Here is a 24,217-nt window from a genome sequence, read left to right as displayed (position 1 = left end):
ACAATTAACCATTTGACCATTCAGCCATTTAGCCTCCAACCATTTGACAATTCAGCTTTCTATATGAAAAAACTCATTCTCCTGCTGGGCCTGGTGCTGGGCGGCGGTATGTTCACTTCCTGCGACGATTTCCTCGACGTGAACACCGATCCGAACAACCCTACCACGGCCACGCCTAACTTCCTGCTCCCGAACATCATTTCCAACGGCGCACAGACGCAGATGTTCACGGCCCTGCGTACGCCCTTTATTACCCAGTACCTGGTGGCCCGCACCGGCGGCAATACAGTAGATAACTACTTCTACACCAACGCACAGAGCACCAACTCCTTCAACTACACCTACTTCTACTCGGGGGCAATATTCCGCCGATGATTGCCGCTGCCGAGGCAGAAGGCTCAGTGTATTACGTGGGCGCGGGCAAAATCATGATGGCCCTGATTCTGAGCCACGCCACCGATATATTCGGCGATATTCCTTACTCAGAAGCTTTCCTGGGCGCTCGGAACTACACGCCCAAGTACGATTCGCAGGAAGAGATTTATGCCACGATTAATCGGTTGCTGGATGAGGGCATCGTGGAAATGAGCAAGCCGGCTTCGGCCAACTTCCGCCCGCTCTACGTGACCTCGCCCAGCATCAGCGGCGATATTCTATACCGCGGCGACGTGACGAAGTGGATTAAGCTGGCTTACTCGCTGAAGGCCCGGCAGAACCATCACCTCACCAAGAAAGCCTCCTACGACCCCAATGCTATTCTGGCGCTGGTTGATCAGGGCTTCAAGGCTACTGCGGATGATGCCCAGCTTCAGTTTCAGGTAGCTGTGGCGCCTTTGGTAAGCACCACCAATATCTTCGGCACGACCCGCAATAACTTCGCGACGTCTACTTTCTCGGCCAACTTTATCAAGTACTTGGACGGACGCACGTTTGGCGTTGTCGATCCGCGCTTGCCCATTATGGCTACGGCCACCAGCACCGGCGCCGATCCTGGCCTGGGTGGCGGCCCGCAGCCTACTACGGTTCAGACGGATTTTTACGCCAGCTGGTACGCCCGCGAGCTGGGTTACTTTGAATTGATTACCTACCACGAGCTGAAATTCATCGAGGCTGAAGCTGCTTTCCGGGGTAACAACCGGGCGCGGGCATTCACGGCTTTTCAGGAAGGTATTCGGGCGCACATGCGCAAAATTGGGGTAGGCGGCACAAGCACCAGCACGCCGCCTTTGACTTATCCGACCATCACCGAGGCTCAGATTACGGCTTATCTGGCTAGCTCGGCCGTGCCCCAAAGCGCCGCCGATCTGACGCTGAAGAGCATTATGGAGCAGAAGTACATCGCCATGTTCCTGAACCCGGAATCGTGGTCTGACCTACGCCGCTTTGATTTCAGCCCGGCCATCTACGTGAATTTTCGGGTGCCAAGCGGAGTAAACACGGCTTTGGTAACGGCCGCAACGCCAACCACTCCGGCGAGCATCCGTTTCCCTCGCCGCCTGCTGCCCGGTGCCACGGAAGTGCTCTACAACCCGAACGAGATTGCGCGCATGGGAGCCAACGCCCCCGATTATATAGCTATGCCGGTATGGTGGGATCAGCCGTAAGGCCCGATTTGCCCCCAGCCTACTTTTCTCTGACTTTCTTCCGCAACGCTGCATATGAAGCATATTTTAAAACGCTACGCTCCCCTCCTGCTGCTGACGCTTTCGGGCCTCATCACCAGCTGCGATGATGAGCTGGACGAAAACTACACCGAGGTCGGGCCGCAACTCCCGACGGTTCTGGCCAACACCAGCTTTACCCCCGACACCAAGTATGCCGTGGGGGAAACAGTACCATTGGAGATAAACTTCGCCTCTCAGGGCGAGCCAATCCGGGAAGTGTTGGTGCTGCAAAAAGTAGAGCCCAGCCGCGACTCCGTGGTAGTACAAACCATTCCGTATCAGCCGGCTTATTCGCGTATCAAGCGGGCCGATACATTGGTAGTGCGCTACGTGGTGCCCCAGGCGGCCAATAAAGCAATCATTCGGGTAGATGTGCGCGTGGTTAGCCAAAATGGTCAATCCAAAACCCGCTCGGCTGCTTTCCGGGTGGCTGAGCCCACGCCAACTATTCGCATCAACAGTGTCTCGAACGTAACCGCGCCCACCGCTGGCCCCGTAGTGTCCGGCGACGTGGTACGTTACAACCTGACGCTGAACGTGAACGGCGTGACGTCGGCCACGGCTACCACGCCGGCCACCAGCATTCTCTACAAAGACCTCGACAGCCTGATTACCTACGTGCGCGTAGGCACAACTGCCGAGCGGCGCCTGCTGCGCCAGCGCTTGCCCGCTGTTGGGGCCCAAACCGGCGCCGCTACTACCCTGAACGTTGACGCCCCGGTGCCAGCCAACTCGGCCGGGCAGGCTGTTACCTTCCGCTTTGAGGCGAAAGTGCGCACGCCGGCTCGTACGGCTTCGGTTTCTTCGGCTCCAATCACGCCTGCGGCAGCTACGGCACTGGCGGCGGTGCGCCCCATCACGCTCAGCTACACCGGCACCACCGGCGGCGACCAGGCAGCGTTCAACTTCGCCACCTTCAGTGCGGCCACGGCTGCCGACGCGGCTACGGTGAAGGATATTGCCATCACCAGCATTGCCACCAACCAAGTAAAGCTGGATGCCCTGAACACTACCCGCTTGGTTAAAACGACGGCCGCAGTATACAATGCTGCTACGTTGAACAGCATCCGTCAGACTTATCTCACGGCCACCGCTGCTAATCAGGTAGCCAGCGTAGCCAACGTACTGGTAGGCGACGTGTATGTGGCCCGCGTGCGGGGCGGCGACCAGTATGTAATCTTCACGGTAACTGGCCTGAACCGGACAGCTACTGGCGCGAGTTTGATCTTGGATGTGAAGGCGCTGTAGCCCAGCATTTTTGCATTCATCAAAAAAGCCCCCAGAACTTCTGGGGGCTTTTTTGTGCGTTTAATTTTTAGTTGACACTACGCCGCAGGGTCATCGGGGGTGACGGGGTTGTTCTCGCGCTCCGTGCGCGGGTATGGATAGAAGTTACGGTTGCGCTCGGAGCCCGCCGCGCCCGGACCGGGGCGGTTGAAGCGCCGGCTGTCCTCCAGCCGGAAACCCTGGAAAGCAAGCTCCACAAAGCGGTTGCGCAGAATATCCAACAGTAGCGCCTGCTGCGTAAGCGGACCGGCGTACGGTGCCAGACCGGCACCGGGAGGCGCCGTAGGAAAAGCACCCGTCGTAGTGGCAGCAGCGGTGCTGGTGCGCACCCGGTTCAGCTCCAGAACGGCGTTGGCCAGATCGTTTTTGCGGGCGTAGGCTTCGGCCCGGATAAGCAGCATCTCGCCGGGCACATACACCGGAACAGGTGCCGCGCTGGCGCTATAAAAGCCGGTGCCCAGATTTTGTGTGGAGGTGGCGTTGGCGCGGGTATAAAACGGGATTCGCCGGTCGCCGGCTTCGGGCGCTAGCGCTCCTGTCAGGCCCAGATTCGCGTCAGTGGGCTCAAACACGTTGCGGTTGCCGAAAGCAACCTCGAATATTGGATTGCGGGCCAGCTCGTCGAAACTGAATACCGAACGGCTTGCCAGATCTACCCGCCCCGCGGCTGCTATGGCTTTGTCGTAGTCCCCGGCCATCAGGCTGTAGCGGGCAATGAGGGCCTGCACGGTGTTGGGCAGGTTAATGCCCCAATAATTTTACTGTTGAAATCCGCTGATACAGGCGCGGTATTCAGTTGCGCAGCGGCGGCCTCTAGCTGCTCCACGGCCGATTGTAGCGCCTGCACGCGGCTCACGAAGGGAGCGTTGGCTTGGGTTACAATAGAGATCTGCTCGAAATTCTGCGCCAGAGTACCAATTGCCAGGGCCCGGAAGACACTGGCGTACGCCACAATGCCGCTTCGGGTGCCTGGGTCAGCAGCGTTGTTGGCATTGGCGAGCACGAGGTCGGCATTGGCGCGCACCAGTTGCGACTGCGTCCAGAGGTTGCGCACTACGCCGTTGAGATTCGTCACGTTGCCGGCCCCGAGGCTGACGTTAAACTCCTCGATGTTGCCGACGTTTATAATCCTCAACTCACGGGTGCTCAGGCCACCAGCGGCCACGGTATTATACAGCGGGCTCAGCGCCCCGCCCGTCGTGAAGCGCGCCTGCAAGCCGTTGCACACCGTAATCAGGCCGTCGGCGTTGGTCAGCACCTGCACGTCGCTGGCGGTGCTGGGGTTCAGGTATTCTTTGTCGCAGCTGCTCGTCGCCATCGACAGCACAGCCAGCAGTATCAGTATCTTTTTCATGAAATGGCGAGTTTGGAGAACAGGAGACCTCATTAGAATGTGGCCGACAACCGGAGCTGGTAAGTGCGCGGAATGGGCACATTGCCAAAGTCCACTGCCCGAAACAAGTCGGAAGCGCCACCCGCGCTGGTTTCGGGGTCGAAGCCCTTGTAGTCATCCCACGAGTACAGGTTGCGACCAATGAGCGACACATTAAGGTCGCTGATAAACTTACTGATGGCAGGCAGGGTGTACGTCAGAGCCGCCTCGCGGAGCTTCACAAACGAGCCATCGTCAATGCGGAATTCCTGGGTGTTATACACGGCGAAGATGTAGCCGCGCGGCAGCTCACCCCGCAGTTCCTGCTCGGCCAAGTCGCCCAGGCCCACGCCCTGGCGGGTACGGTAGTCGGCATTAAATACGTCCACGCCCTGCACGGCATCGAGCAGCACCCGCAAGGAGAGTTTCTTGTAAGTGAAGCTGGTGCTGAACGACCCGGTCCAGTCCGGGTTGGGGTTGCCGATAACTACGTTGGCAATGGTAGTGCCCGGTGCATAGCTGGGCTGACCTTCGCCGTTACGGGCAGGCGTAAAATCAATCGAGCCAACGCCTTGGCCCGTGGTGCGCTCGTCCTGCGGAAAGCCCTGCGGAGTCAGCAGCAGCGAACCATCGGGGTTGCGGGCATAAGCCGAGCCATAAAACACGCCCGCTGGCTGTCCATTAATAAGATATACCGGCGCGCCAGCTACGTTATCGACGAGTATAGCCGACGAACCCACCAGATCCACAATCTTATTGCGGTTGCGGCTGAAGATGGCCGTGAAGTCCCAGCTGAAATCGGCAGTTCGCACCGGCACAGCGCTCAGCTGCACTTCCACGCCTTTGTTATTAAGCCGGGCCACGTTCTCAACGATGGATGAGCCGCCCCGCGACGGCGCCAGTGGCCGGTCTACCACCAGATCCGTGGTTTTCTGATTGTACACTGTTACGCCCAAGCCCAGGCGGTCGTTGAAAAAGCCCAGGTCGGCTCCTACTTCCATCTCCGCCACGCGCTCTGGCCGCACCCGGGGGTTTGCTAGCCGCGCGTTGGGTAGGAAAGTATTGCGGCCTTGAAAGCCAATGGGAGTAAACTGGTAAAACCGGTCGTAGGAGCCAATGCCGTTCAGGTTGCCGGCCTCACCGTAGCTGGCGCGCAGCTTCAGCGAATTGAAGGTCTTGGCGTACGCCGCATCCTTCCAGAAGCCCAGATCGGAGAGCACCAGCGAGCCGCTCACCTTAGGGTAGTATTGGTTGGTTTCGGAGGATGAGAATTTCGACGACCGGTCGCGGCGAATAGCGCCCGTGAGGAAAGCCAGGTTGCGAAATCCAAAAGTGGCCTGCCCGAAAATGCCACTCAAATCGAATTGGTCCAGATCAGCGTTGGAAGCTACGGTGTTGCTGGCCGCCCCACTAACGGTGGTGATAAACGGCGCCAGGTTTTGCCCCTGCGTGCGCACCAACTCTCCGCGCAGGTACTGGTAGCTATAACCGGCCAGCAGCGTAACCTTGAAATCTTCGGTGAGCTGCCGGTCGTAGCCCACGTTCACATCGGAGTTGAGCTGAAGCACGTTATTATTGGCATTGGCTGCGAAACCCGATGGATAGCGCTGTAATGGCAGGCCGGCCGCGGCCTGATATGGGTAGGGTCGAATGTAGTTCTCGCCCACTTGCGCGTACGTGTCTACCCCAGAATATAATCCACCGAAAATCCTCTAAACGGCGTCAGATTCACCTGTAGGTCGGTGATGGTGCGGTTGATACGCTGCGTAAACTTCATGTCCTCGATGGTGGACAGGGGGTTAACGCGGGTAGGCTCTACGGCCAGCAGATTGCCATTGGGGTCGCGCCGGTTTATGTCGTAGATGTTGTTGGTGATGTTTATTGAGTTGATAGGGCTATAGAACACGTTGCCGTTGGCCTTTTCATCCGAAAAGCTATTGTTATAAGCTACCCCGGCCGAAGCCCGAATCCAGCTGGCCAGGCGCTGGTCAACGCGGGCCCGCACGTTGTAGCGCGTAAATTCGGTCCCATCAATGATACCCTGATTTTTCAGATAGCCAACCGAAACCAGATACTGCGTCCGCTCGGCCCCGCCTGAGATGGAAACACCATTATCAGTACCATAGCCCGTCCGGAAAATATCGTTGAAATAGTCGTAGCGCGGTGTTTCTACCAGGTTGGTGGCCAATTGGGTGGTAGCTCCGGCCCGTGTGATGCCGATGGTTGTGACGCCGGGGTTGGCAGCTATCTGCGCAGGTGTGGGAGCACCAATCGTGTACAGGCGTAGACCCTCGAAGCCAAACTGCTGACCAAAGGTGTTCACGGGCACTGATTTGCGCAGCTCATTTATATTAAAGCTAGCGTAAGCGGATACCCGCGCCGCACCTGTCTTGCCGCGTTTGGTGGTAATAAGTACTACCCCATTTGAGGCCCGCGAGCCATACTGCGCCGCCGCTGCCGCACCGTTGATGACGTTGATACTGGCAATGTCATTGGGGTTGAGGTCGGCGAGGCGGTTCTGGCCGGCATTCGCAGTTCCAATGTCCGGTCCCGCCGCCAGCTGCGACACGTTCGCGCTGTTATTACTCACAATTACGCCATCAATTACATACAAAGGATCGGAAGAGCCCCGCAGCGAGTGAATGCCCCGTAGTCGCACCGACATAGAGCCCGAAGGGTCGCCGGAGTTCTGCACGATTTGCGCGCCGGGCAATTTGCCCTGCAAAGCATTGAGCGCCCCGCCCGTGCCGGTCTGCTCCAGGTCGCGGGCCGTCACCGTGTTGATAGCGTTGCCTAGCTCCCGCTTGTTCACACTTATCGTGGAGCCTGTCACTACCACATCATCCAAGGTCTGGACCGCTTCTGTGAGCGTGACGTCGGTAGTTACGGTTGGGGTACTGCCCAGATTGATAGGTTTGAACTGAGACCGAAAGCCGATAATGGAAACCGAAAGTGTATAAGCACCGGGCGTCACCTGCACCGGCAGGCTGTAGGAGCCATCGGCGCTGGTGGCCGTGCCGAATGTAGTGCCCCCCAGCAAGACCGTAGCACCAGGCAGCGCCTGCCCGCGCTCATCCACGACGCGCCCCTGCAAGGTGTAGGGCTGGCGTGTGCCACCGGGCTGCGCCGCCAGCTGCGTAGTCAATAGCACGCACATGAGAAGCCAGCCTAATGGCAGGACCAGCCTCAATGGGTAAGTGTTACGCATAAAAGGAAGAATTAAAGTGAAAAAGGAGTAGTGTCAACGCTATCAATATATGGTATAAATACCATTTAAAATAAAACTATACCTATTATAGATAATGTAAATAGCCCTACAGACGCACGCCATAGATACTTACCGTGAAGAACCAAAAGCTGCGTCGGTAGGGCTGCGTAGCAGCTTGTACGCATTATATATTGAGCTATTGTCGACTTAACACCACAAAAAAGCCCCCAGACGTGTATCTGGGGGCTTTTTTGTGGTGTTAAGCTTACTATTTAGATTACTGATGCCAGTTACCGGCCGAATACGCGTTCCAGCAAACCTCCACGCTTGCGCTTTTTCATCTTCACTTTAGTTTTGCTGGTGGTGTTCGGTGCGGGTCGGCTGATGGTAGGGCGGGGCGCAACGGGTGGGCCGGACCGGACCGGCGGCGTAGAGGCTACAGGCGGAGCAGCGGGTGCCGGCGTGGGCACTACCGGCGGAGCCTGCGCCACCAGCACTGGTGAGCCGGCTCCGGTGCTGGCGCGCACGGGCGGGCTTTCATTGTGAAGGCGGTCGACGGCGGTGATATAATACGCATACTCCACGCCGGGGCGGGCGGTGGTATCTACCAGAGCGGGCTGGTTGTTAGCGGGCCGCGGCACGAGGGCCACGATGTGGCGTGGGTCGTCGGGGGCGGGCGTTTCGCCGGGACCGAAGCGGTAAACCACAAAGTAGCGGGCCACATCGCCGTCGGTGGCAGCAGGACCGGGTTGCCAAAATAAGGTTACGGCCCGACCAGTGCGCGTCAGGACCAGGTTTTGAGCCGGACGAGGTGGCACGGCATCCATCCAGGGCATGGTGGGCACCAAGGCCGGGTAGCGGAATAAGTTTTGGCGCAGGGTATCGGCTACGTGCAGCGGGTTGGCTACCAATGACTTGGAGCTGAAAAATACGCTGCCGCCCACCTGCGTCGGATACGAGCGGTTGAGACGAATCTGGCGGGGCAGCTCCGTGGGGTCGCGCCATGATGGGTCACGCTTGCTGGTTTCGAAAATACGATACGCCCCCTGCCCGATATACAAATGACGGTCGAAGCGGTTGCGCGCCCACCAGTCCAGCAGCACAGGGTAAGAGGCCACTTTGAACGTAGTGCTCCAATAAAGCTGGGGCAAAATATAGTCGACCCAGCCCTGCTGCATCCACAGGCGAGCATCGGCATAAAGGCCTGAGTAGCCCTCGAATGCAGCCGAGTTTGAGCCTTCCGGATTGCTGGTTTGATTCATCCAGACGCCAAACGGCGAAATCCCGAACTTCACCCAGCGCTTGGTACTTTGAATATTGGTGTGCAGATCCCGCACCAGCGTGTTCACGTTCTGACGGCGCCAGTCGGCCAGTTTCAGCTGATCGGGGTTGTGCTGCTGGAAGGCTGCCTCGTCGCGAATAACCTGGCCGGCTTCGGGATAGGGATAGAAATAGTCATCGAAATGCACCCCATCAATATCGTAGCGGCGCACCACGTCCAGGATGACTTTGTTGATATAGTTCCGCACTTCGGGCAAGCCCGGATTGAAGAGCAGCTTGCCGGAATAGCGCAAAAACCACTCAGGATGCTGCCGATACGGATGATTTGCGGCCAGCTTACTCGTCACCGAATCGAGGGAAGCGCGATACGGGTTGAACCACGCATGAAACTCCATGCCGCGGGCGTGGGCTTCATCGATCAGGAAAGGAAGCGGGTCGTAGGCGGGGCTGGGGGCTTTGCCCTGCTGGCCGGTCAGCCACTTACTCCAGGGCTCCAGGTCGCTTTGATAGAAAGCATCGGCAGCGGGCCGAATCTGCACAAATACGGCATTAATGCCATTCTTTTTCTGCGTGTCGAGCATCTGGGTATACTCGCGGCGCTGCTGGTCGGGCGTGAGCGAACGGCGGCTGGGCCAATCAATATTCTCGACGCTGGCAATCCAAACACCACGCATTTCCCGTTTCGGGGGAGCATTTTGGCTACGAGCAGCGGGGCCACATAGTAGCCCGCACAACGTTAATAGGAAAAAGAAAGCACGGAAATCAGTGGAAAGCAATGGGGGCATCGGCACATAAACGGGTAAGACGCCTGCAAATTACATAGCTCAACGCTCGTAGCCGACACAAAACGCACATTTACCGCTATTTATCTGAGGTATCGGCCAACCTGTGGGCCAGTACCCGATCTGGGCTACGCCTGTAAATCAGCGAACTCCAGGTCCATTAAGTCTTGATTTTCCCAGCACTTATGATCGAAATGCCACCACTCACCAGGGTATTGCTCAAAGCAGTGGCGGCTCATAACAGCCCGCAGAACCGCCCTATTTAGCTGAGCCAGCGCCGGAACTTCCGAAAAATCAGCGTGGGCAGCAGGGGTTAAGTCATCGAAGTCGGTGGGCATGACAAGTTCCTCGCCCGTACTTAAGCTCACCAGCGTTACATCCACGGCGCAGCCCCGATTATGACGCGAGCCTCGCCACGGAGGAGCAGCGTAGGTTTCATCACGCACATGATCATAGAAGGCCACAGTAGCACTATATGGCCGATACGCGTCAAACACCTTTAGTCCAATTCCGACAGTAGCCAACTCCTCCTGAACAGCCCGCAGGGCGGCTGCAGCCGGGCGGCGCAGAAAGGCTTTGGGCGCTTGGTACAAAGGCCGGCCTAATAAATTGGCAGCAGTGGCGTAGCGGATGTCCAGTATGATGCTGGGAATAAATTCTGCGAGATTAACCAGCTCACTATCTGGGGTTTCCCGCACCTGCCGGTGGTAATAGTCCGGCGTTGTGACGACCCGTAGGCCATGCATATTGGGGGAAATTAGCTCGCTGGGGGGCATTTTTTGTTCTCAGTAGCTTGCCTATAGGTGAAGGCAGGCTTGGTACTCATGCAATATAGCGGCCACTTTTCACGCAGCCGACAAGCGCCAAAAAGGCCTGACGAATACATAGCTGAGTTCCGAGTACTGGTGTTTACTCTTCATTCAACTATTAGTTGCTGGTCAGCTTCAAAAGATATTTAACAGTTGAGCTTTAACACCCAGTTATTCATTTAAAATACTTGAAAACAGACTTTTACGGTGGATTCACTTAGTCATAAAAGGTTACGTGATTTACTAAATTACTTCAGTTGCACTTCTTTGAATTGACTTAAATCGGGCCTGTTGCGGCGGGGGCGCTTTAGTTCATACTGATACACGGCCTGGCCTAAATCGCGCATGAATGGAAAGCCAATTGCATCATACTCATATTGGTCGTCGTTGAGAATGCCATCGGCATTGGTATAGATCACGGCCGATAGTAGAAACTCCACGCCTCGCGCCTCATCCATGATGTAGGCGTTATCGATCAGAAAGCCGTAGGCCTGCCCTATTTTGTTGAAGATGCGCACGCCGGGGGGCAAAGGACCGGCCGGTCCGCCCGCCAGCAAAAACTTGGCGTAGTTGTCGGGGTATTCCAGCGAGTCGTAGCGCGGGGCGCGGCTCTGCCGGGGCAGCATGGACAGGTAGCGCTGCAGAAACTGATAATCAGCAGCGGCGAGCTGAAAGCGTCGTTTTGCTGGCAGGCTTTCGGGAAACATGATGGCTCGGAGCACACCTTGCAAATCGGCCAGGGAAATGTAGTTCTTGGTGCTGAAGTCGAGGGGCTCTTGTATTAGCTCATCGCCTTGCATATAGCCCCGACCGATCTTTTCGCCCTGGAGCTTAAGTTGGGGCCAAGCACCAGCAAAAAGTCCAGCTCTCTGCTGATACACTGGCATTTGCAACGACGAATCGGCAAAAAATACCATGGGGTTGGTATGGCGAGAGCCGGGTTCTTGGTCGCCCACCGAAAGGCGATGCATCAGGCGCACCCGCCGGTAGCCGCGCGCCTGCAAGGCCGCGTTCAGCGGGCCGGGCCCCATAAACTCATATAGCCGGTTGTAGGCGTCGTTATCGCTCACCAGCAGCACTTTCCGAATGTAATTGCCAATGCTGGGCCGGAGCGTGGCATTGGTAGAATCCCAGTCGACGCGGGTTTGGCCGGCAAAAGCCGAGTCGATCCGCAGGGGTGACTCGCGGGTTAGCCCCGGATATTGGACGCGCAGGTTTTGCAACTTTTCGAGCGCCAGCACGGCGGCCGGCAGTTTCACGGTACTGGCCGGATAGAAGTAGCGCCGCAAATTTTGCCCCCCATAGGTGTAGGAGCGAAAGTGCGGCCGGTTCTGCGCGTCGCGGTTTATCTGGGTATAGATAATCTGGACGCGATACTGCTCCGGGGCGCGCAGCACTCGGCCAAAACGGGCCGTATCAGCATGCAAAAGGCGCGGCAAAGGATTGCCAGATTGCGCCTCAGTGTTGGTGCTGCTAAGCTGACTAAGCCCGACCACCAAGCCATAAAAAGCCCCCACGAGTTGGGCCGCCACCGTTTGCAGATTTTCATAGCGGAAAAGATACAGCGGAGCGGTTGCTTCATGCCGCAGGCATTTGCTCAAATCAAAATAAAAGCGGCTGGGGGGCAAATTTCGGCTGTCTTTTACTCTTACGGATCAGTGGCCCTAAAACGACAACGGTCCGACAGCTTCGAAGCCGTTGGACCGTTGCATACTCACGCCTGAAAGGCGCTTATTCGTTATTTGCCGGAGTTTTCGCTTTCGCCACCTGCCTCAGCAGAGCGGCGCATATCGGCGCCATCTTCGCCTTCCATGCCGTTGGTCTGGTCGCTGTCGCCGTAGTCGCCGCGGATGCCGGCGCCATCGCCCATGTTGCCCTGAGTGCTGGTGGTTTTGGGGTTTTGACCGCTTTGCTGCTCTTCCTTTTGGTCAGCTTTCTTGGCTGCCGAGAAGGCTTTATTAATGGAGGTGCCGTCCTGACCGCTATTGGTGGTGCTTACGCGGCCTGAGCCGCTGTCTTCGGAAGTTGTGTCGGTATTTTGGGGATGATTTGCCATGATATTAAAGAGTAGGTTTGGGTGGGTAAATTGAATTAACTGTTGTTTTCGTCGTCGATGGTACCACCGTCGTTGGCGGCACTGCTGGCAGCGTTGCCGGTGCCGTAGTCCGATTTATCGGCCGTGGTATTCTTGGTTTGGTTGGACTTCTCTTTATCAGAGCCGCCGCCTTGGTTGCGCTGAGCAGCGCCGGGCTGGTCGCCGCGGTTGCTGCTGCCTTTGGCGTCGGGGCTGCTTTGCTGATTACCGCCCCGGTTGCCGCCATGGTCGCCGTCGTTGGTGTCAGCCGGGCCGGTTTGCTGTTTCTGACCTTGCTGCTGTGCTGCTACGCCGCGCTGGTTTTCGGGGCGCGGCGTGTTCGAGCCATCGTTGGCCGTTGCCTGATTTGCTTTGTCATTTGCCATAGCTAGGGTGGGTTAAGAAGGATATAAGAAACTAGTACGGTGGGGGCCTAAAGATTTACCCGGCCTGTTTCACCACCCGATACGCCCGTGCCACTGCTGGTTGTGCTGCCGCCTACGTCGCCTTCGGCGGCGTTGCCGGGTGTGTCGTAGGTAGTGCTGGTGCTTACGTTTTTGCCTTTTATTTCCTGGCCGCCTTCGGTGCCGCCGCTGCCGGAGTTGTCATCGGCGTTGAGGCCGCGCAACGAATCTCTGCCGGCACCGGACGCCTGGCGGCCTTCGGGCTGGCGCTGATCCGATTGAGAAACGGTGCCCTGCTGGATAGCGCGGCCATCGGTGGGTTCTTGTTCGGGTTGGTTTTGATCGTTTGCCATAGCAGAAGTAGTTAGTGCGAAAAAGTACTTGCTAAACTATACGCGGGTTCAGCTTAAAAGGGGTGGCATTGCCGTGCTTTTTTGCCAACTTGGGGAGTTTATTATCCTCCCTATCTCTCACTTTCTATCCGGCTTACGCATGTCATCAGACTCAACTACTCCACTTGATTTATTTACCCAGAAAACCGATACCGAGCTTCATTATTACCTTGAGAATCCAGACCTGTATCACGCTGATGTGGTAGCAGCAGCACAGCAGGAGCTGCATCGGCGCGAAGCAGCGACCCGCCCTCACCTTATTGAATCTGAAGACTTTGCAACTGACGACTATGATAATGAGCCCGTTGAGCGGCGCTGGCTGGCGCCCGCTATTGGCGCGGCCCTGCTGGCAGTTGGATGCGTGCTGTATAGCCAGTTCCATAAGCCCTCGCCTGCATTAGGTGTCGTGCCGAAAGCTCCCACAGAGCTACAGTCAGTGGAGCTGAATGTGCTACCGACCTTTGAAGTTGAAACCGCCGCCCAGGTAAAAACGGAGCCGAGTCTTTTACCAGCTAAAGAGCGCACCGACAAAAAGCCCTTGGGCAAATACCTGATCTTGGCGGGTCGTTTCTGGAAGGCTGAAAAGCAAGCTGAATTTCTGGCCGACCAGGTAGCCATAGCCAAAATAGACTCGACGTTTCCGGGCAAAGCCTCCCTGGTGTATGATCAATGGCGCGAGCTAACGCGCGTATTGGTGTATAACCATAATCTACGGCCGGTAATGCAGCAGCGCATAAACATGATGCATGACGTAGCCAACCGGCGCATGCAGTCGTTGCAGCAAATGCGCGAAAACTATTCTCTGGGTCGCCCACCAATGAATAGCGAAGTACTCAAGACCCTGGCACCGGTGGAGGATATGCTGTATGAGCTGCGCGGCGGTAAGCAGCCCACCCATCACATCGATCTGACGGTGGCGCGCTGAGAATCAGGCTACTGTCCTTATGGACCCCGACGAACCCCTCGATCTATTCGCCCAGAAAACCGATGCTGAGCTTTTCTTTCTAGCTCGGCAGGCGCAGCGCTTTCCGCCCGCGGTGGTCCAAGCGGCCGTACGCGAGTTGCAGCGGCGCGGCCTTGTGCCAGCCGAGGCCCCGCGCCGCCCCCTCCTCCGCCCCCACCGCTCCCCGACGAAAGCACCGGCCGCCTGTTGCTGCGGAGCTTGCGGGCGATGCTGTGGCCGGCCGGGTCGTTCTTCGTCACGCCCCTGCTGCTCGACCTGAACTTGCTTATTTATGCGCTCCTAGCGCTAACGGCCGCCGATCCGCTCGCGCCGGGCGGCGAGGAGCTGGTAATGTGGGGGTCTAATTTTTCGCCTCTCACCCTGCATGGTCAGCCCTGGCGCCTGCTTACCAGCTGTTTTCTGCACGGCGGCGTGGCGCATTTGCTACTCAACGGGCTGGGATTGTTGTTTTTAGGATCGTTGTTGGAGCCGCTGCTGGGCCGTTGGCGCTTGCTGGGGGGCTTTTTGGTGTGCGGCATCGGGGGTAGCTTGGCCAGCTTGTGGTGGAATACCGCGGGCGTAAACTCGGTGGGTGCCTCGGGGGCCATTTTTGGGTTGTATGGGCTTTTGCTCGCTTTGCTTCTGACGCGTGCAGTGCCCTTCGGCCGCTCTCAGCGCCGAACCATGCTGTGGTTTGTTTTCTATTTTATGCTCAACGGACTGGTAGGCGGGCTGGGGGGCAATATTGACCACGCGGCGCATCTGGGGGGCTTATTTACCGGCTTACTGGTTGGGGCAATACTCGGCCGGACGCGGCTACCGGGCACTACTGGAACCTCCTGATTTTTTGCATTTTCTTACAAAAGCGCAGCGGCGTTCTTTTTGTTGCTCGAATTAGCTTCGAACAAACAACCAAATAGCTAATCAGCAACGTAGTGTACCCGTATCTTACAGCTGAGCGGGCCGCTGCTTTGCTCTTCTTTTATCCTACCTCAATCTGACACCTGCATGAAGGCTTCCTTACTTTCTCTTTTAGTACTCAGTGGTTTATGGTGGTCGGGCACGGCCGCGGCCCAAAGCACGTTAGCGAATGGCACTTTTGAAGCCTGGGTCACGGCAAGCAACGTAGAAGCGCCCACACAATGGATTACCTCCGACGAGATTGGAGCGGCAATCTTGCCCTTAGCCATAAACGGGGTATCGAAATCGACGGAAGCGCATGCCGGACAGTTTGCCGCCCGCCTGATGTTTAAGAGCTTAAGCATCCCGCTGGTAGGTACTATTCCGGTGCCGGCAGTACTGCTACTCGGTACCGAAACGCCGCTCATCAACCCCAATAATCTTCCTCGCACGCAGGAGGATATCCTGCGGCTGCGGCCCGGCGGCATTCCGTTTACGGCCCGCCCGACTTCTATGCAGTTTTGGTTTAAATACACCGGAGCCTCAACCGAGACGGGCCAAGTAGGCTTGGTATTGTCGAAAAGCGGCCAAATCATCGGACAAACCTCGATTCAGCTTACGGGTGGCGTACCCGATTATCGGCAAATCAATCTCCCTATCACCTACACCGCTACCACAGCACCCGATACGCTGCGCATTTTCTTTGTGGCCGGCACCGGTGCAACACCTTCTCCTACTGCCGCTTTGTTTGTGGATGACGTGACCCTGCCCTCACGGTCACTGCCAACCGAAACCCACAACTGGACGCTGCTTTAGTTGTTTATCCCAATCCCAGCTCCAATGGTGACTTCTCGCTGGCTTCTTTACAAAAACCCGGTGTAGCCACTGCTCCTTTCACCATCTCGGATGCCGCTGGCCGGATAGTACAGCGACAGGGCGCGGCGCCCATCAGCGCCGCCAATGGCCGGCTTATCAGTCTGCGGGGCCAACCTGCGGGCGTTTATTTACTGCGCCTGAGCACGCCGGAAGGCACGCTGACGCGCAAACTATTGATTCAGTGACCGAAAAATTACCCCCCGAGAGCTCTGTACCCAACCCCGACGCTGATAGCCCACCGCCAGACCAAGAGCCGTCGTCGCGGTGGCAGCGGGCCAGAGCGGCTATGCGCCGGGCAGCCGCTTTGCCCGTCACGGGCCTTGATTTTCTGTATCGCACGGGTCAGGCGTACCGTCATTTTACCCTACCGGTGCTCAACGGCGCCATCGGCGACCAGCTAGCCGAGCGCCAGGACCGCCGGGCCATTCAGATGAGCTTTCGCCAACACGGCGCTGATGTCGACGTCGCTGATTTACGCCTGAGCAGTGAGCCGCAAAAAACCGTTGTGTTTTTGCATGGCCTGATGGGCGATGAGATGATCTGGCAATCGGGTGCGGCCGATACACCGCGCTACGGACCGCTGCTGCAAAAGGAGGCCGGTGTGCGGTCGCTGTATGTGCGCTACAATAGCGGCCTGCATATTTCGGAGAATGGCCAGCTGCTCAACACGTTACTGACCAAATTATTCAAGATTCACGCCGCTGCTATCGGCGAACTGGTGCTGGTGGGCCATTCCATGGGCGGCTTAGTCATTCGCAGTGCAGGCTATTATGGTACTCGTAAAGGTCAGGAGCAAGCGCCGTGGGTGAAGCACCTGAAGTCCGTATTCATGCTGGGCGTACCCAACGACGGCTCTTTTCTGGAGCAAAACAGCCACTTAACGTCGGTGCTGCTGCGCAAGATAAATGTGGCCCCCACGCGCTTTCTCAGCAAAGCCATGGATCAGCGCAGCAACGGCATCAAGGACCTGCGGCATGCCTGGCTGGTGGATGAGGACTGGCAAAACCCGCGCGCCAACGACATTTTTGCCCCCCGCACCGTGGTTCCGCCCCTGCCCGGCGTGCATTATCATGTGCTGGTTGGCTCCTTGCTCAAAACGATGGGCTCAGCCCTCGACCATTACTTCGGCGACGGCCTAGTGGGTGGCGGCAGCGCCATCGGCCGCACCTTCGGCGACCCGGCGCTACCAGCCGGCACCATAGTGACTACCAGCGTATTTGCTCAGCAAAGCCATATCGGGCTGCTCAGCAACCCCGAGGTGTATCAGTATCTGCGGGCACATGTGTAACTGGCTTCTCCGCGCAAAAAAGCCCCCAGAAACATTCTGGGGGCTTTTTCATAAGTAATTCTTACTAAGCAAGTGCTGTTATTTAATTACAACCTCCGCAAAACCTGCATGCACGATAACTTCGGGCAGCACTGCATCTGTCTCAGTCGTAGTTTCCGCCAATGCAGATGATTTGCTGTCGGTAGTAGCCTTCAGCGGCGCGAAAGGCAGACCGTGAAACACTACCCGATACGTGGTGAAGCTAGGCTGATAGTCGCCTTCAATTTCCTGACGGAGCGTGAGACTGGTGTCGGTGCCGATTACCGTGAAGCGGCGCGTGGTGGCGTGCCCTTCCTGGTAGCCGTAGCCTTCGCCCCCATCATCGTAAAGGACGCTGTACTCCGTGCCGTTTTTGTAGTACACATGCAGGGTTACTTCTTCCACTACCTTCTCGCCCACGTACTGCAAGATCGGATAAAGCGGAATAACAGCGCCAGCTTTCACAAAGAGCGGTATACGGTCAAGGTTGGCACTTGCCCACACTTCGGCGCCACCAGTACGTTCCTCATCCGTCCACCAGTAGTACCACTGGCCTTTGGGCAGATACATCCAGCGGCCATCGGCGCCGGCGGTGGTGATGGGGCACACGAGCAGGTGGTCGCCGAGGCTGAACTCAGCCATGCGCAGATACGTGTCCGTGTCGGTCTGGTCAAGGAAAGCCAGGGGGCGCAGCATGGGTGTACCCTGCTGCACATACTGCCAAAACGTAGTGTACACGTAAGGCAGCAGTTGGTAGCGCAGGCTGATAAACTTGCGCGCCAGATCGGTTACTTCTTCGCCAAAAGACCAGGGCTCCTGGTCGCCGTGGTCGCCGCTGGAGTGGGTGCGGAAGAACGGATGGAAAGCCGCCAGCGCAATCCAGCGGGCATACAGCTCGCCGTCGGGCGTTTCCACAAAGCCCCCCACATCACTACCCACGAAAGAGAAGCCGCTGATACTCAGACGCTGGCACTGAATATTAGCCAGCCACAGGTGATCCCAGGAGGCAATATTGTCGCCGGTCCAGGCCGAGGAGTAGCGCTGACCGCCAGCGTAAGTGCTGCGCGTGATGGTGAACGGCCGATTGGGATACGTGAACTGCTTTACGCCCGCAGCCGTGGCCCGCGCCATCTGCATTCCGTAGATGTTGTGCGCTTTTTTGTGCGAGGCGGGGTTGCCGTCATAGTTGAAGCGCACATCATCGGGGAAGGTACCTTTCTCGAACACGGCGGGCTCGTTCATGTCATTCCATACGCCGCGCACGCCATCTTCCTGAATCAGACCTTTAAACAGCCCCGCCCACCACTCGCGCACATCGGGGCGGGTGAAATCGGGGAAGTTGCACAGGCCCGGCCACACCGAGCCGCGCATGAGTGGCCCATCGGCGCGACGGCAGAAGTAGTCATTGGCTAGGCCTTCGGTGTAAACCGAATATTCGGGGTCGATCTTGATGCCGGGGTCGATGATGACAATGGTTTTGAAGCCATCGGCGGCCAGTTCCCGCACCATGATTTTGGGGTCGGGAAAGTGTGTGGGGCTCCAGGTAAAGCACCGGTAGCCATCCATGTAGTCGATGTCCAGATACAGGGCATCGCAGGGAATTTGCCGCTCCCTAAAACCCGCGCCAATCGCCTTGAATGTACTTTCGGGGTAATAGCTCCACTTGCACTGATGGTAGCCCAGGGCCCACATGGGGGGCATTTCGGGCGGGCAAGTGAGGCGGGTGTACTCCTGCGTGACTTCGGTAAGCGTGGGGCCGTAGAGGAAGTAATAGTTCATCTCGCCACCTTGGGCCCAGAAGCTGGTTACGTCAGCACGCTCGGCGGCAAAGTCGAAGCTGGCTTTGAACGTGTTGTCGAAGAAAATGCCGTGGGCAATTTTCTGGTGCAGCTCCAGATAAAACGGGATGTTCTTGTACAGCGGGTCAGAGCCTTTTACGTAGCCGTAGGTGTCGGTGCCCCAGTTGGTAAAGCGCTTGCCGCGCAGGTTCATATTGTCGGGCTTGTCGCCGAGGCCATAGTAGTGCACGCCGCTCTGCACGTGCTTGCTCATCTTCACGATGTCGTTGCCAGTGTCATCGTCGTGCTCCCAGTGAAAGCCTTTTTCATCGGCCGAAAGCACCGTACCGGAGCGGTCAAGCACGCGGGTGGTCAGGTTTTCCTTGGCAATGGTGCAGATAAGCCGGTCGGTAGTGATACGGTAGTGATCAGTCTTTTCCCGAAACTCCAAAAAATCCAGGGCGGCGCGAGGCAGATCGGCGGGTACGGCATAGCTGAAGTCGGGCGCGAAGCCAACTTCCGTAGCGTAGCGAAAACGGAGTATTTTATCCGTGATTACCTGCAAGCACAGCTGTACGCCGTTGTCGCAGGTGAACAGAAAGTCGTTATCTATTTGCTGGCATGATACAATCTGGCCGGGCGAAAGCTCTTGCTTCCCCTTGGTAGCCAGGTCGTTCACCATGTAATTATTTTCCTGAATGATATCAGCCATGAGCGTAAGCAGCAGTTGAGATGGGCAAAAAAATACCGGCAGCGCCGGAAAGTTTTTTCACATAAGTCTGCAAGGTAAAACTGATTACCGCGAAAATTGCCTAACCTTAGGAGCAGAATCCGTTAAACACGACTGTAGAGCTTCTACAGGGCTTTTTTGTTGCCCATTTTTTTCCTGTCATCGTCCCGTTCCCATGGAAAATCCCAATCTCAAGGTATTGTTGTTAGGCTGGGATGAGACAACGCAGGTCAACGACTCGGATCAGCCCGACTCGCTGCCGCTGTTGCAAGCCTTAGCTTCTCGCACTGCCCTGACGGCTATTTTGCCGCATCTGCCTACGGGCCAACTTTCTAACGCGCGCATTACAAGCCTCGACACGCTAACCCTAGCGGACCTGGACGAGCTGCAGCCAGTGCGTGATATTAGCTCCTGGCAAGCGCCGGCCGCGCCGTATATAGGCGCAACGCAGGATAAGGCAGAGAGTGCAGGCCTCAGCCAAACGGCGCCCGATGAGAAGGATTATCTAACACAAAATAGCCCCCAGACCTTCTCCTGACCGATGAGCAGGCAGTGGAAGCGTCGGAGCCCGGAGCAGATGAGGCCCACGACCTGGACCACCCCGGCGATAATCTGACCCTGGACAAGCCAGCCGTGACTGTTCAGCCAGAATATTTGCCCCCCATCGAGTTTACGGCTGAGCGGGCTACGCTACGCAATCTGTTAACGGCATTGCCAGAATCTCCCGGCGACCTTAATTTTCAGATAATTCAGTACACGCGCTTCGCTACGCGCTTGGCTTTGCGCGAACAGTTCGGCGTGATCTACGCGCCCGAGTGGCATGTGTGGTTGGCGGGCCTCGAAATCCGGCAGCTTACCGGCCGGCCGTTGGTGTTACACGTGCATTCGCTGGCGCTGGACCGCGATTCGCTTAACGACCGGGGCTGGATTCTGGAGCTGGAGCGGTTGGCGCTTCGTCGGGCTACATTGGTTCTGGCCGCGTCTGAAATCTTGGCGGAGCGCCTGCAAAGCGCTTATTCTGTGGCCGCCGACCGTATTAAAGTGGTTGCGGCTCACGACGAGGAAGCCTTAACAGTAGCGCTGCAATCCATCAACCGGAACTAGTAGTAGTTGGCAGCGTTGTTTCTTTGTCAAAAAATTGACTGATGACGACTCCCTCCCCTACCGCCTCTGAGCAAACCTTCGACGCCCAGCTTGAGCTACACCGCTCCGATGGCGGCGTATTCCTGACCATTCCTTTCAATGTGGACGAAGTGTACGGACAGCGCGGCACCTTACACGTGCGCGGCACCATCGATGGCTTCCCGTTTCGTTTGCCCCTGACGCCCACCCCCGAGGGCGAGCACATATTGACCGTGCACAAGCAGATTCGCAACACGATTGATAAGACATGGGGCGAAACGGTGCATGTTGTGCTGACCCCCGACACTGAAGAAAGCGTTCTGGAAATTCCAGCGGAGCTGACGAATGCGCTGGCTCAAAACGATCTGCTCGCCAAGTTTGAGCAGCTTTCCTACGCTCAGCGCAAAGAGTACGCGCAGTGGATAACCCGCGCCAAGAAATACGAGAAGCGCGCCGAGCGGGTAGCGGAAGCAATTGAGCGGATTAAAATTGGCCGCCGCTTTCGGTAAGAAATCAGCCTACAAGCGAAACCGCCCTACCAAGCTATTACAGCTTGGTAGGGCGGTTTCGCTTGTAGTTGCCAGCCGTTTTTCTGGCTGTGTTGTCTTGTTATCGGATGCTAGCTTCAGCTACGGGCTGCTCTGGCATGACGGTGGATGGGTCCATGTACATGACTTCCCACAGATGGCCATCTAAATCCTGATACCCATGCCCGTACATATAGCCGTGGTCCTCAGGCTCTCTGGTTATGGTACCACCAGCATTTACCGCTTTGCTGATCATCTCATCTACCTGCTCGCGGCTATCCGCCGAAAGACAGATAATGGCCTCCGTACTTTTGGTAGCATCCACGATTTCTTTTTTGGTGAGAGTTTGAAAGAATGGCTCTACCAAAAGCATAACGTATATGTTCTCGCCTACAATCATGCACGTGGCGTTCTCATCCGTGAATTGCTGATTGAAGCGGTAGCCGAGTTTTGTAAAAAACTCCACCGACCTGAAGAGGTCTTTTACGGGCAGGTTTACGAAAATCTGAGTTGCCATAACGTTGTTGTTTTAAAGAGTACACAACAAAGATATTAGCCCCCCATAAGAGCGAAACTGTGTGAATGCGACAATGTAAGGGGGTATTTGCGACATATTTTTCAGCCGTGTTTACCTCTCACAATTTGACTCATTTGCCCTGATAAAAGCTTACACCCGCGCCAGCACCAACGCCGTGCGGCTCGTTACGTACAGGCTCAATTTGTCAACATCATCTTCCCTGAAAGTCTCATAAATCAGGGCGTCATCTACGCGGTTGAAGCCATCGAACTGAGGCGAATCGGAAGAAAGGATGACACGGTAGCGACCAGGATTGGGCACGAAGAATCGGTAGTCTGGCACACTGCGCTCAACATGGAAATTGAACACGAATATCAGCCCCCCACGCTCGAAAATAAGGACCTGGTTTTCGGGGTCATTGTTGAGCAGTTGCGCATGACCGGCGGCCAGCAGGCGGCGCGATCTGGCCATGCCTATCATTGCCTTATCGAAGGCCAGTAAGTACTGATATTTAAGGTCGGGGTTATCGGCCAACGACCACTGCCGACGGGCGTAGTGGTAGCTCCAGTCGTTGCCCTGCCGCGGAAAATCGACCCACTCAGGATGCCCAAACTCGTTGCCGATGAAGGTGAGATAGGCTTCTCCACCCAATGCCAGCGTGATAAGGCGAATCATCTTGTGCAGCGCCATGCCACGGGCTACAACCGGGTCGGGGTCATTTTTGCTCATGTGCGAGTAGATGGCCGCATCCATAAGCCAGTGCGCCAGGGTTTTATCCCCTACTAGCGCCTGGTCGTGCGACTCGGCGTAGGCCACGGTTTTCTCGCCCACGCGGCGGTTGGTGAGCGTGTACCATAGTTCGCCCAGATTCCAGTCTTCGTCGCGGCGGTGCTTGAGCAACTTAATCCAGTAATCAGGAATGCCCATGCCCAGGCGGTAGTTGAAGCCGACGCCGCCCTCGCTGATGGGCCGGCACAAGCCCGGCAAGCCGCTCATATCCTCGGCAATAAGCAAGGCGCCGCGCTTTAGTTCCTGCACCAGCGTGGAGGCCAGTTGCAGATACAAAATAGCATCTTCATCGGCCTCGGGGCCAAAATACTGCGCATAGGTACTGAACGCCACGCCCTCGCCGTGATGATGGTAGAGCATGGAAGTCACCCCATCGAAGCGAAAGCCATCGAAGTGAAACTCTTCCAGCCAGTAGCGCAGGTTGGACAGCAAAAACTGCTGCACCTCCGGCTGCCCGTAGTTGAAGAGCTTGGAGTCCCAGCCGGGATGGTTGCCACGGGGCCCAGCGTGGAAATATTGCCCCCAGAGCCATCAAAATCGGCTAGTCCCTCAGCCTCATTTTTCACCGCATGCGAATGCACCACATCCAGCAGCACCGCGATGCCCCTGTTATGAGCTTCGTTTATCAGATGCTTCAGCTCTTCGGGTGTGCCAAACCGTGACGAGACCGCGAAGAAATTAGCCACATGGTAGCCAAAGGAGCCGTAATATGGGTGCTCCATCACGGCCATAAGCTGCAAGCAGTTATAGCCTAAAGCCTGCACGCGGGGCAGCACTTTTTCGGCAAACTCTAGGTAGCTGCCTACCTTCCCTTCTTCCGTAGCCATGCCTACGTGGCACTCATAAATGAAGGGCTCGCGCACATAATTATTGATGCGAAACTTCTGGTCAGTCCAGATAAAGGGCGCTTCAGGGCGCCACACCTGACCTGTATAATCTTTGGTCTCGGGGTCCTGTACGGCCCGGCGCAGCGTGGCCGGCAGGCGGTCTTTTGCCCCCTTCTGGGTGACTACATGCACTTTATAGCGGCTGTGGTGCGTGAGCCTTTCCTTGTAGTCTTTATCGGACAGAAACACCTCCCACACGCCATTTTCACCTTTTTTCAGAGGAGTGGCGGCGCGGTCCCAGCCATTAAAATCGCCCACCAGAAACAGCCCTTCGGCCGCCGGCGCCCACTCCCGAAACCAGTAGCCGCGGCGGCGGGAGTCATAGTTAAGGCCCAATTGCTGATGAGCGGTGGCAAATTTGCTCAGCGAGCCATGCGACTGCTCAATTTCCTGCAAACGCTGTCGCAGGCGCTCTTGCCGCGCCAGCAGCACAGGTTCGTAAGGTTCGAGCCAGGGGTCCTGCTGCACGATGGGCAGGCTAGCGGTGGGGGCAACAGTGAGGTCAGGAGTTTTCATAGCGCAACTAGAGTTTAGGCAAAACTATCATTACCGTCGGATTATCACCGGCT

Annotated in this window: 26 protein-coding genes; 12 read left to right on the top strand and 14 right to left on the bottom strand. The window is 56.8% G+C overall.

Annotated elements, in window-relative coordinates; translation table 11 throughout:
• The first annotated feature begins 63 nt into the window (after window positions 1-63).
• Genes H9L05_RS12685 through H9L05_RS12675 form a run of 3 tightly spaced genes read left to right on the top strand, consistent with a single transcriptional unit; the run spans window position 64 to window position 2,912 of the window.
• On the top strand, window positions 64-375 hold the full coding sequence (locus tag H9L05_RS12685) for a hypothetical protein (RefSeq protein WP_187731291.1): 312 nt from the start codon (window positions 64-66) through the stop codon (window positions 373-375).
• On the top strand, window positions 372-1,604 hold the full coding sequence (locus H9L05_RS12680) for a SusD/RagB family nutrient-binding outer membrane lipoprotein (RefSeq protein ID WP_187731290.1): 1,233 nt from the start codon (window positions 372-374) through the stop codon (window positions 1,602-1,604). The genes H9L05_RS12685 and H9L05_RS12680 overlap by 4 nt, the downstream gene beginning before the upstream one ends.
• A 54-nt stretch (window positions 1,605-1,658) precedes the next feature.
• Window positions 1,659-2,912 (top strand): hypothetical protein, encoded by a 1,254-nt coding sequence (locus H9L05_RS12675; protein ID WP_187731289.1) that lies wholly within the window; start codon window positions 1,659-1,661, stop codon window positions 2,910-2,912.
• A gap of 77 nt (window positions 2,913-2,989) precedes the next feature.
• Here the strand turns inward: H9L05_RS12675 and H9L05_RS26190 are convergent, their stop codons facing one another.
• From H9L05_RS26190 to H9L05_RS12635, 10 genes are all read right to left on the bottom strand, one after another.
• Window positions 2,990-3,679 (bottom strand): RagB/SusD family nutrient uptake outer membrane protein, encoded by a 690-nt coding sequence (locus tag H9L05_RS26190; RefSeq protein ID WP_317174956.1) that lies wholly within the window; start codon window positions 3,677-3,679, stop codon window positions 2,990-2,992.
• Window positions 3,649-4,305, bottom strand: a complete 657-nt coding sequence (locus H9L05_RS26185) for a RagB/SusD family nutrient uptake outer membrane protein (RefSeq protein WP_317174955.1) — start codon at window positions 4,303-4,305, stop codon at window positions 3,649-3,651. The genes H9L05_RS26190 and H9L05_RS26185 overlap by 31 nt, the downstream gene beginning before the upstream one ends.
• A gap of 32 nt (window positions 4,306-4,337) precedes the next feature.
• Window positions 4,338-5,990: a SusC/RagA family TonB-linked outer membrane protein gene (locus H9L05_RS26180; RefSeq protein ID WP_317174954.1), complete on the bottom strand. Its 1,653-nt coding sequence runs from the start codon at window positions 5,988-5,990 to the stop codon at window positions 4,338-4,340.
• A gap of 14 nt (window positions 5,991-6,004) precedes the next feature.
• Window positions 6,005-7,531, bottom strand: a complete 1,527-nt coding sequence (locus H9L05_RS26175; protein WP_317174953.1) for a carboxypeptidase-like regulatory domain-containing protein — start codon at window positions 7,529-7,531, stop codon at window positions 6,005-6,007.
• A 290-nt stretch (window positions 7,532-7,821) separates the two neighbouring features.
• Window positions 7,822-9,486: a glycoside hydrolase family 10 protein gene (locus tag H9L05_RS12660; protein WP_223284403.1), complete on the bottom strand. Its 1,665-nt coding sequence runs from the start codon at window positions 9,484-9,486 to the stop codon at window positions 7,822-7,824.
• Window positions 9,487-9,722: 236 nt separating this feature from the next.
• The gene (locus H9L05_RS12655; RefSeq protein WP_187731287.1) at window positions 9,723-10,340 is read right to left on the bottom strand and encodes a M15 family metallopeptidase; all 618 of its coding nucleotides are present in this window, start codon (window positions 10,338-10,340) and stop codon (window positions 9,723-9,725) included.
• A gap of 311 nt (window positions 10,341-10,651) precedes the next feature.
• Entirely contained in the window at window positions 10,652-12,031 is a 1,380-nt protein-coding gene (locus H9L05_RS12650; RefSeq protein ID WP_223284402.1) for a serine hydrolase, read from the bottom strand.
• Window positions 12,032-12,141: 110 nt separating this feature from the next.
• Window positions 12,142-12,459 (bottom strand): hypothetical protein, encoded by a 318-nt coding sequence (locus tag H9L05_RS12645; RefSeq protein WP_187731286.1) that lies wholly within the window; start codon window positions 12,457-12,459, stop codon window positions 12,142-12,144.
• 35 nt (window positions 12,460-12,494) lie between these two features.
• Window positions 12,495-12,863 carry a hypothetical protein gene (locus H9L05_RS12640; protein ID WP_187731285.1) on the bottom strand — a complete coding sequence of 123 codons (369 nt, stop codon included), beginning with the start codon at window positions 12,861-12,863 and terminating at the stop codon, window positions 12,495-12,497.
• A 47-nt stretch (window positions 12,864-12,910) separates the two neighbouring features.
• Window positions 12,911-13,234, bottom strand: a complete 324-nt coding sequence (locus H9L05_RS12635; RefSeq protein WP_187731284.1) for a hypothetical protein — start codon at window positions 13,232-13,234, stop codon at window positions 12,911-12,913.
• 139 nt (window positions 13,235-13,373) lie between these two features.
• Between H9L05_RS12635 and H9L05_RS12630 the strand changes: the two genes are divergently transcribed.
• The 6 genes from H9L05_RS12630 (at window position 13,374) to H9L05_RS12605 (ending at window position 17,280) form a co-directional block, all read left to right on the top strand.
• On the top strand, window positions 13,374-14,198 hold the full coding sequence (locus H9L05_RS12630) for a hypothetical protein (RefSeq protein WP_187731283.1): 825 nt from the start codon (window positions 13,374-13,376) through the stop codon (window positions 14,196-14,198).
• 19 nt (window positions 14,199-14,217) lie between these two features.
• The gene (locus H9L05_RS12625; protein ID WP_187731282.1) at window positions 14,218-14,496 is read left to right on the top strand and encodes a hypothetical protein; all 279 of its coding nucleotides are present in this window, start codon (window positions 14,218-14,220) and stop codon (window positions 14,494-14,496) included.
• Window positions 14,445-15,059 (top strand): rhomboid family intramembrane serine protease, encoded by a 615-nt coding sequence (locus H9L05_RS12620; RefSeq protein ID WP_187731281.1) that lies wholly within the window; start codon window positions 14,445-14,447, stop codon window positions 15,057-15,059. The genes H9L05_RS12625 and H9L05_RS12620 overlap by 52 nt, the downstream gene beginning before the upstream one ends.
• A 165-nt stretch (window positions 15,060-15,224) precedes the next feature.
• Window positions 15,225-15,932 (top strand): hypothetical protein, encoded by a 708-nt coding sequence (locus tag H9L05_RS12615; protein ID WP_187731280.1) that lies wholly within the window; start codon window positions 15,225-15,227, stop codon window positions 15,930-15,932.
• Complete coding sequence (locus H9L05_RS26885; protein WP_187734260.1) at window positions 15,917-16,177, top strand: T9SS type A sorting domain-containing protein; 261 nt, start codon at window positions 15,917-15,919, stop codon at window positions 16,175-16,177. Before H9L05_RS12615 ends, H9L05_RS26885 begins: the two co-directional genes overlap by 16 nt.
• Complete coding sequence (locus H9L05_RS12605; RefSeq protein WP_187731279.1) at window positions 16,174-17,280, top strand: esterase/lipase family protein; 1,107 nt, start codon at window positions 16,174-16,176, stop codon at window positions 17,278-17,280. The genes H9L05_RS26885 and H9L05_RS12605 overlap by 4 nt, the downstream gene beginning before the upstream one ends.
• A 78-nt stretch (window positions 17,281-17,358) precedes the next feature.
• Here H9L05_RS12605 and H9L05_RS12600 read toward each other — a convergent pair whose 3' ends face one another.
• Window positions 17,359-19,788 (bottom strand): glycoside hydrolase family 31 protein, encoded by a 2,430-nt coding sequence (locus tag H9L05_RS12600; RefSeq protein WP_223284401.1) that lies wholly within the window; start codon window positions 19,786-19,788, stop codon window positions 17,359-17,361.
• Window positions 19,789-19,981: 193 nt separating this feature from the next.
• Here H9L05_RS12600 and H9L05_RS12595 point away from each other — a divergent pair, with 193 nt between their 5' ends.
• The 3 genes from H9L05_RS12595 to H9L05_RS12585 are packed head-to-tail and all read left to right on the top strand — an operon-like array spanning window position 19,982 to window position 21,437.
• A complete protein-coding gene (locus H9L05_RS12595) occupies window positions 19,982-20,344 on the top strand; it encodes a hypothetical protein (protein WP_187731278.1) in 363 nt (120 codons plus the stop codon).
• A gap of 14 nt (window positions 20,345-20,358) precedes the next feature.
• Window positions 20,359-20,910: a glycosyltransferase gene (locus H9L05_RS12590; RefSeq protein WP_187731277.1), complete on the top strand. Its 552-nt coding sequence runs from the start codon at window positions 20,359-20,361 to the stop codon at window positions 20,908-20,910.
• A 41-nt stretch (window positions 20,911-20,951) separates the two neighbouring features.
• Window positions 20,952-21,437 (top strand): DUF1905 domain-containing protein, encoded by a 486-nt coding sequence (locus H9L05_RS12585; RefSeq protein ID WP_187731276.1) that lies wholly within the window; start codon window positions 20,952-20,954, stop codon window positions 21,435-21,437.
• Window positions 21,438-21,537: 100 nt separating this feature from the next.
• Here the strand turns inward: H9L05_RS12585 and H9L05_RS12580 are convergent, their stop codons facing one another.
• From H9L05_RS12580 to H9L05_RS26165, 3 genes are all read right to left on the bottom strand, one after another.
• Window positions 21,538-21,972 (bottom strand): VOC family protein, encoded by a 435-nt coding sequence (locus H9L05_RS12580; protein WP_187731275.1) that lies wholly within the window; start codon window positions 21,970-21,972, stop codon window positions 21,538-21,540.
• 150 nt (window positions 21,973-22,122) lie between these two features.
• Window positions 22,123-23,205 (bottom strand): alpha amylase C-terminal domain-containing protein, encoded by a 1,083-nt coding sequence (locus tag H9L05_RS26170; protein ID WP_317174952.1) that lies wholly within the window; start codon window positions 23,203-23,205, stop codon window positions 22,123-22,125.
• Window positions 23,127-24,164, bottom strand: a complete 1,038-nt coding sequence (locus tag H9L05_RS26165) for an alpha-amylase family glycosyl hydrolase (RefSeq protein ID WP_317174951.1) — start codon at window positions 24,162-24,164, stop codon at window positions 23,127-23,129. Before H9L05_RS26165 ends, H9L05_RS26170 begins: the two co-directional genes overlap by 79 nt.
• Window positions 24,165-24,217 lie beyond the last annotated feature (53 nt).

The organism is Hymenobacter qilianensis, assembly GCF_014489555.1.
Taxonomy (GTDB): domain Bacteria; phylum Bacteroidota; class Bacteroidia; order Cytophagales; family Hymenobacteraceae; genus Hymenobacter; species Hymenobacter qilianensis.
The sequence above is the reverse complement of the archived record's forward strand: the minus strand, read 5'-3'. Positions and strand labels throughout refer to the sequence as shown.

Bases quoted from the DNA above. Each gene is read 5' to 3' on its own strand.
- H9L05_RS12625 (WP_187731282.1), top strand. From the start codon at position 14,218: ATGGACCCCGACGAACCCCTCGATCTATTCGCCCAGAAAACCGATGCT.
- H9L05_RS12585 (WP_187731276.1), top strand. From the start codon at position 20,952: ATGACGACTCCCTCCCCTACCGCCTCTGAGCAAACCTTCGACGCCCAG.
- H9L05_RS12655 (WP_187731287.1), bottom strand. From the start codon at position 10,340: ATGCATGGCCTACGGGTCGTCACAACGCCGGACTATTACCACCGGCAG.
- H9L05_RS12620 (WP_187731281.1), top strand. From the start codon at position 14,445: ATGCTGTGGCCGGCCGGGTCGTTCTTCGTCACGCCCCTGCTGCTCGAC.
- H9L05_RS12615 (WP_187731280.1), top strand. From the start codon at position 15,225: ATGAAGGCTTCCTTACTTTCTCTTTTAGTACTCAGTGGTTTATGGTGG.
- H9L05_RS12675 (WP_187731289.1), top strand. From the start codon at position 1,659: ATGAAGCATATTTTAAAACGCTACGCTCCCCTCCTGCTGCTGACGCTT.
- H9L05_RS12660 (WP_223284403.1), bottom strand. From the start codon at position 9,486: ATGCGTGGTGTTTGGATTGCCAGCGTCGAGAATATTGATTGGCCCAGC.
- H9L05_RS12640 (WP_187731285.1), bottom strand. From the start codon at position 12,863: ATGGCAAATGACAAAGCAAATCAGGCAACGGCCAACGATGGCTCGAAC.
- H9L05_RS12580 (WP_187731275.1), bottom strand. From the start codon at position 21,972: ATGGCAACTCAGATTTTCGTAAACCTGCCCGTAAAAGACCTCTTCAGG.
- H9L05_RS12630 (WP_187731283.1), top strand. From the start codon at position 13,374: ATGTCATCAGACTCAACTACTCCACTTGATTTATTTACCCAGAAAACC.
- H9L05_RS12685 (WP_187731291.1), top strand. From the start codon at position 64: ATGAAAAAACTCATTCTCCTGCTGGGCCTGGTGCTGGGCGGCGGTATG.
- H9L05_RS12680 (WP_187731290.1), top strand. From the start codon at position 372: ATGATTGCCGCTGCCGAGGCAGAAGGCTCAGTGTATTACGTGGGCGCG.
- H9L05_RS26175 (WP_317174953.1), bottom strand. From the start codon at position 7,531: ATGCGTAACACTTACCCATTGAGGCTGGTCCTGCCATTAGGCTGGCTT.
- H9L05_RS12645 (WP_187731286.1), bottom strand. From the start codon at position 12,459: ATGGCAAATCATCCCCAAAATACCGACACAACTTCCGAAGACAGCGGC.
- H9L05_RS26165 (WP_317174951.1), bottom strand. From the start codon at position 24,164: ATGAAAACTCCTGACCTCACTGTTGCCCCCACCGCTAGCCTGCCCATC.
- H9L05_RS12595 (WP_187731278.1), top strand. From the start codon at position 19,982: ATGGAAAATCCCAATCTCAAGGTATTGTTGTTAGGCTGGGATGAGACA.
- H9L05_RS26185 (WP_317174955.1), bottom strand. From the start codon at position 4,305: ATGAAAAAGATACTGATACTGCTGGCTGTGCTGTCGATGGCGACGAGC.
- H9L05_RS12600 (WP_223284401.1), bottom strand. From the start codon at position 19,788: ATGGCTGATATCATTCAGGAAAATAATTACATGGTGAACGACCTGGCT.
- H9L05_RS12635 (WP_187731284.1), bottom strand. From the start codon at position 13,234: ATGGCAAACGATCAAAACCAACCCGAACAAGAACCCACCGATGGCCGC.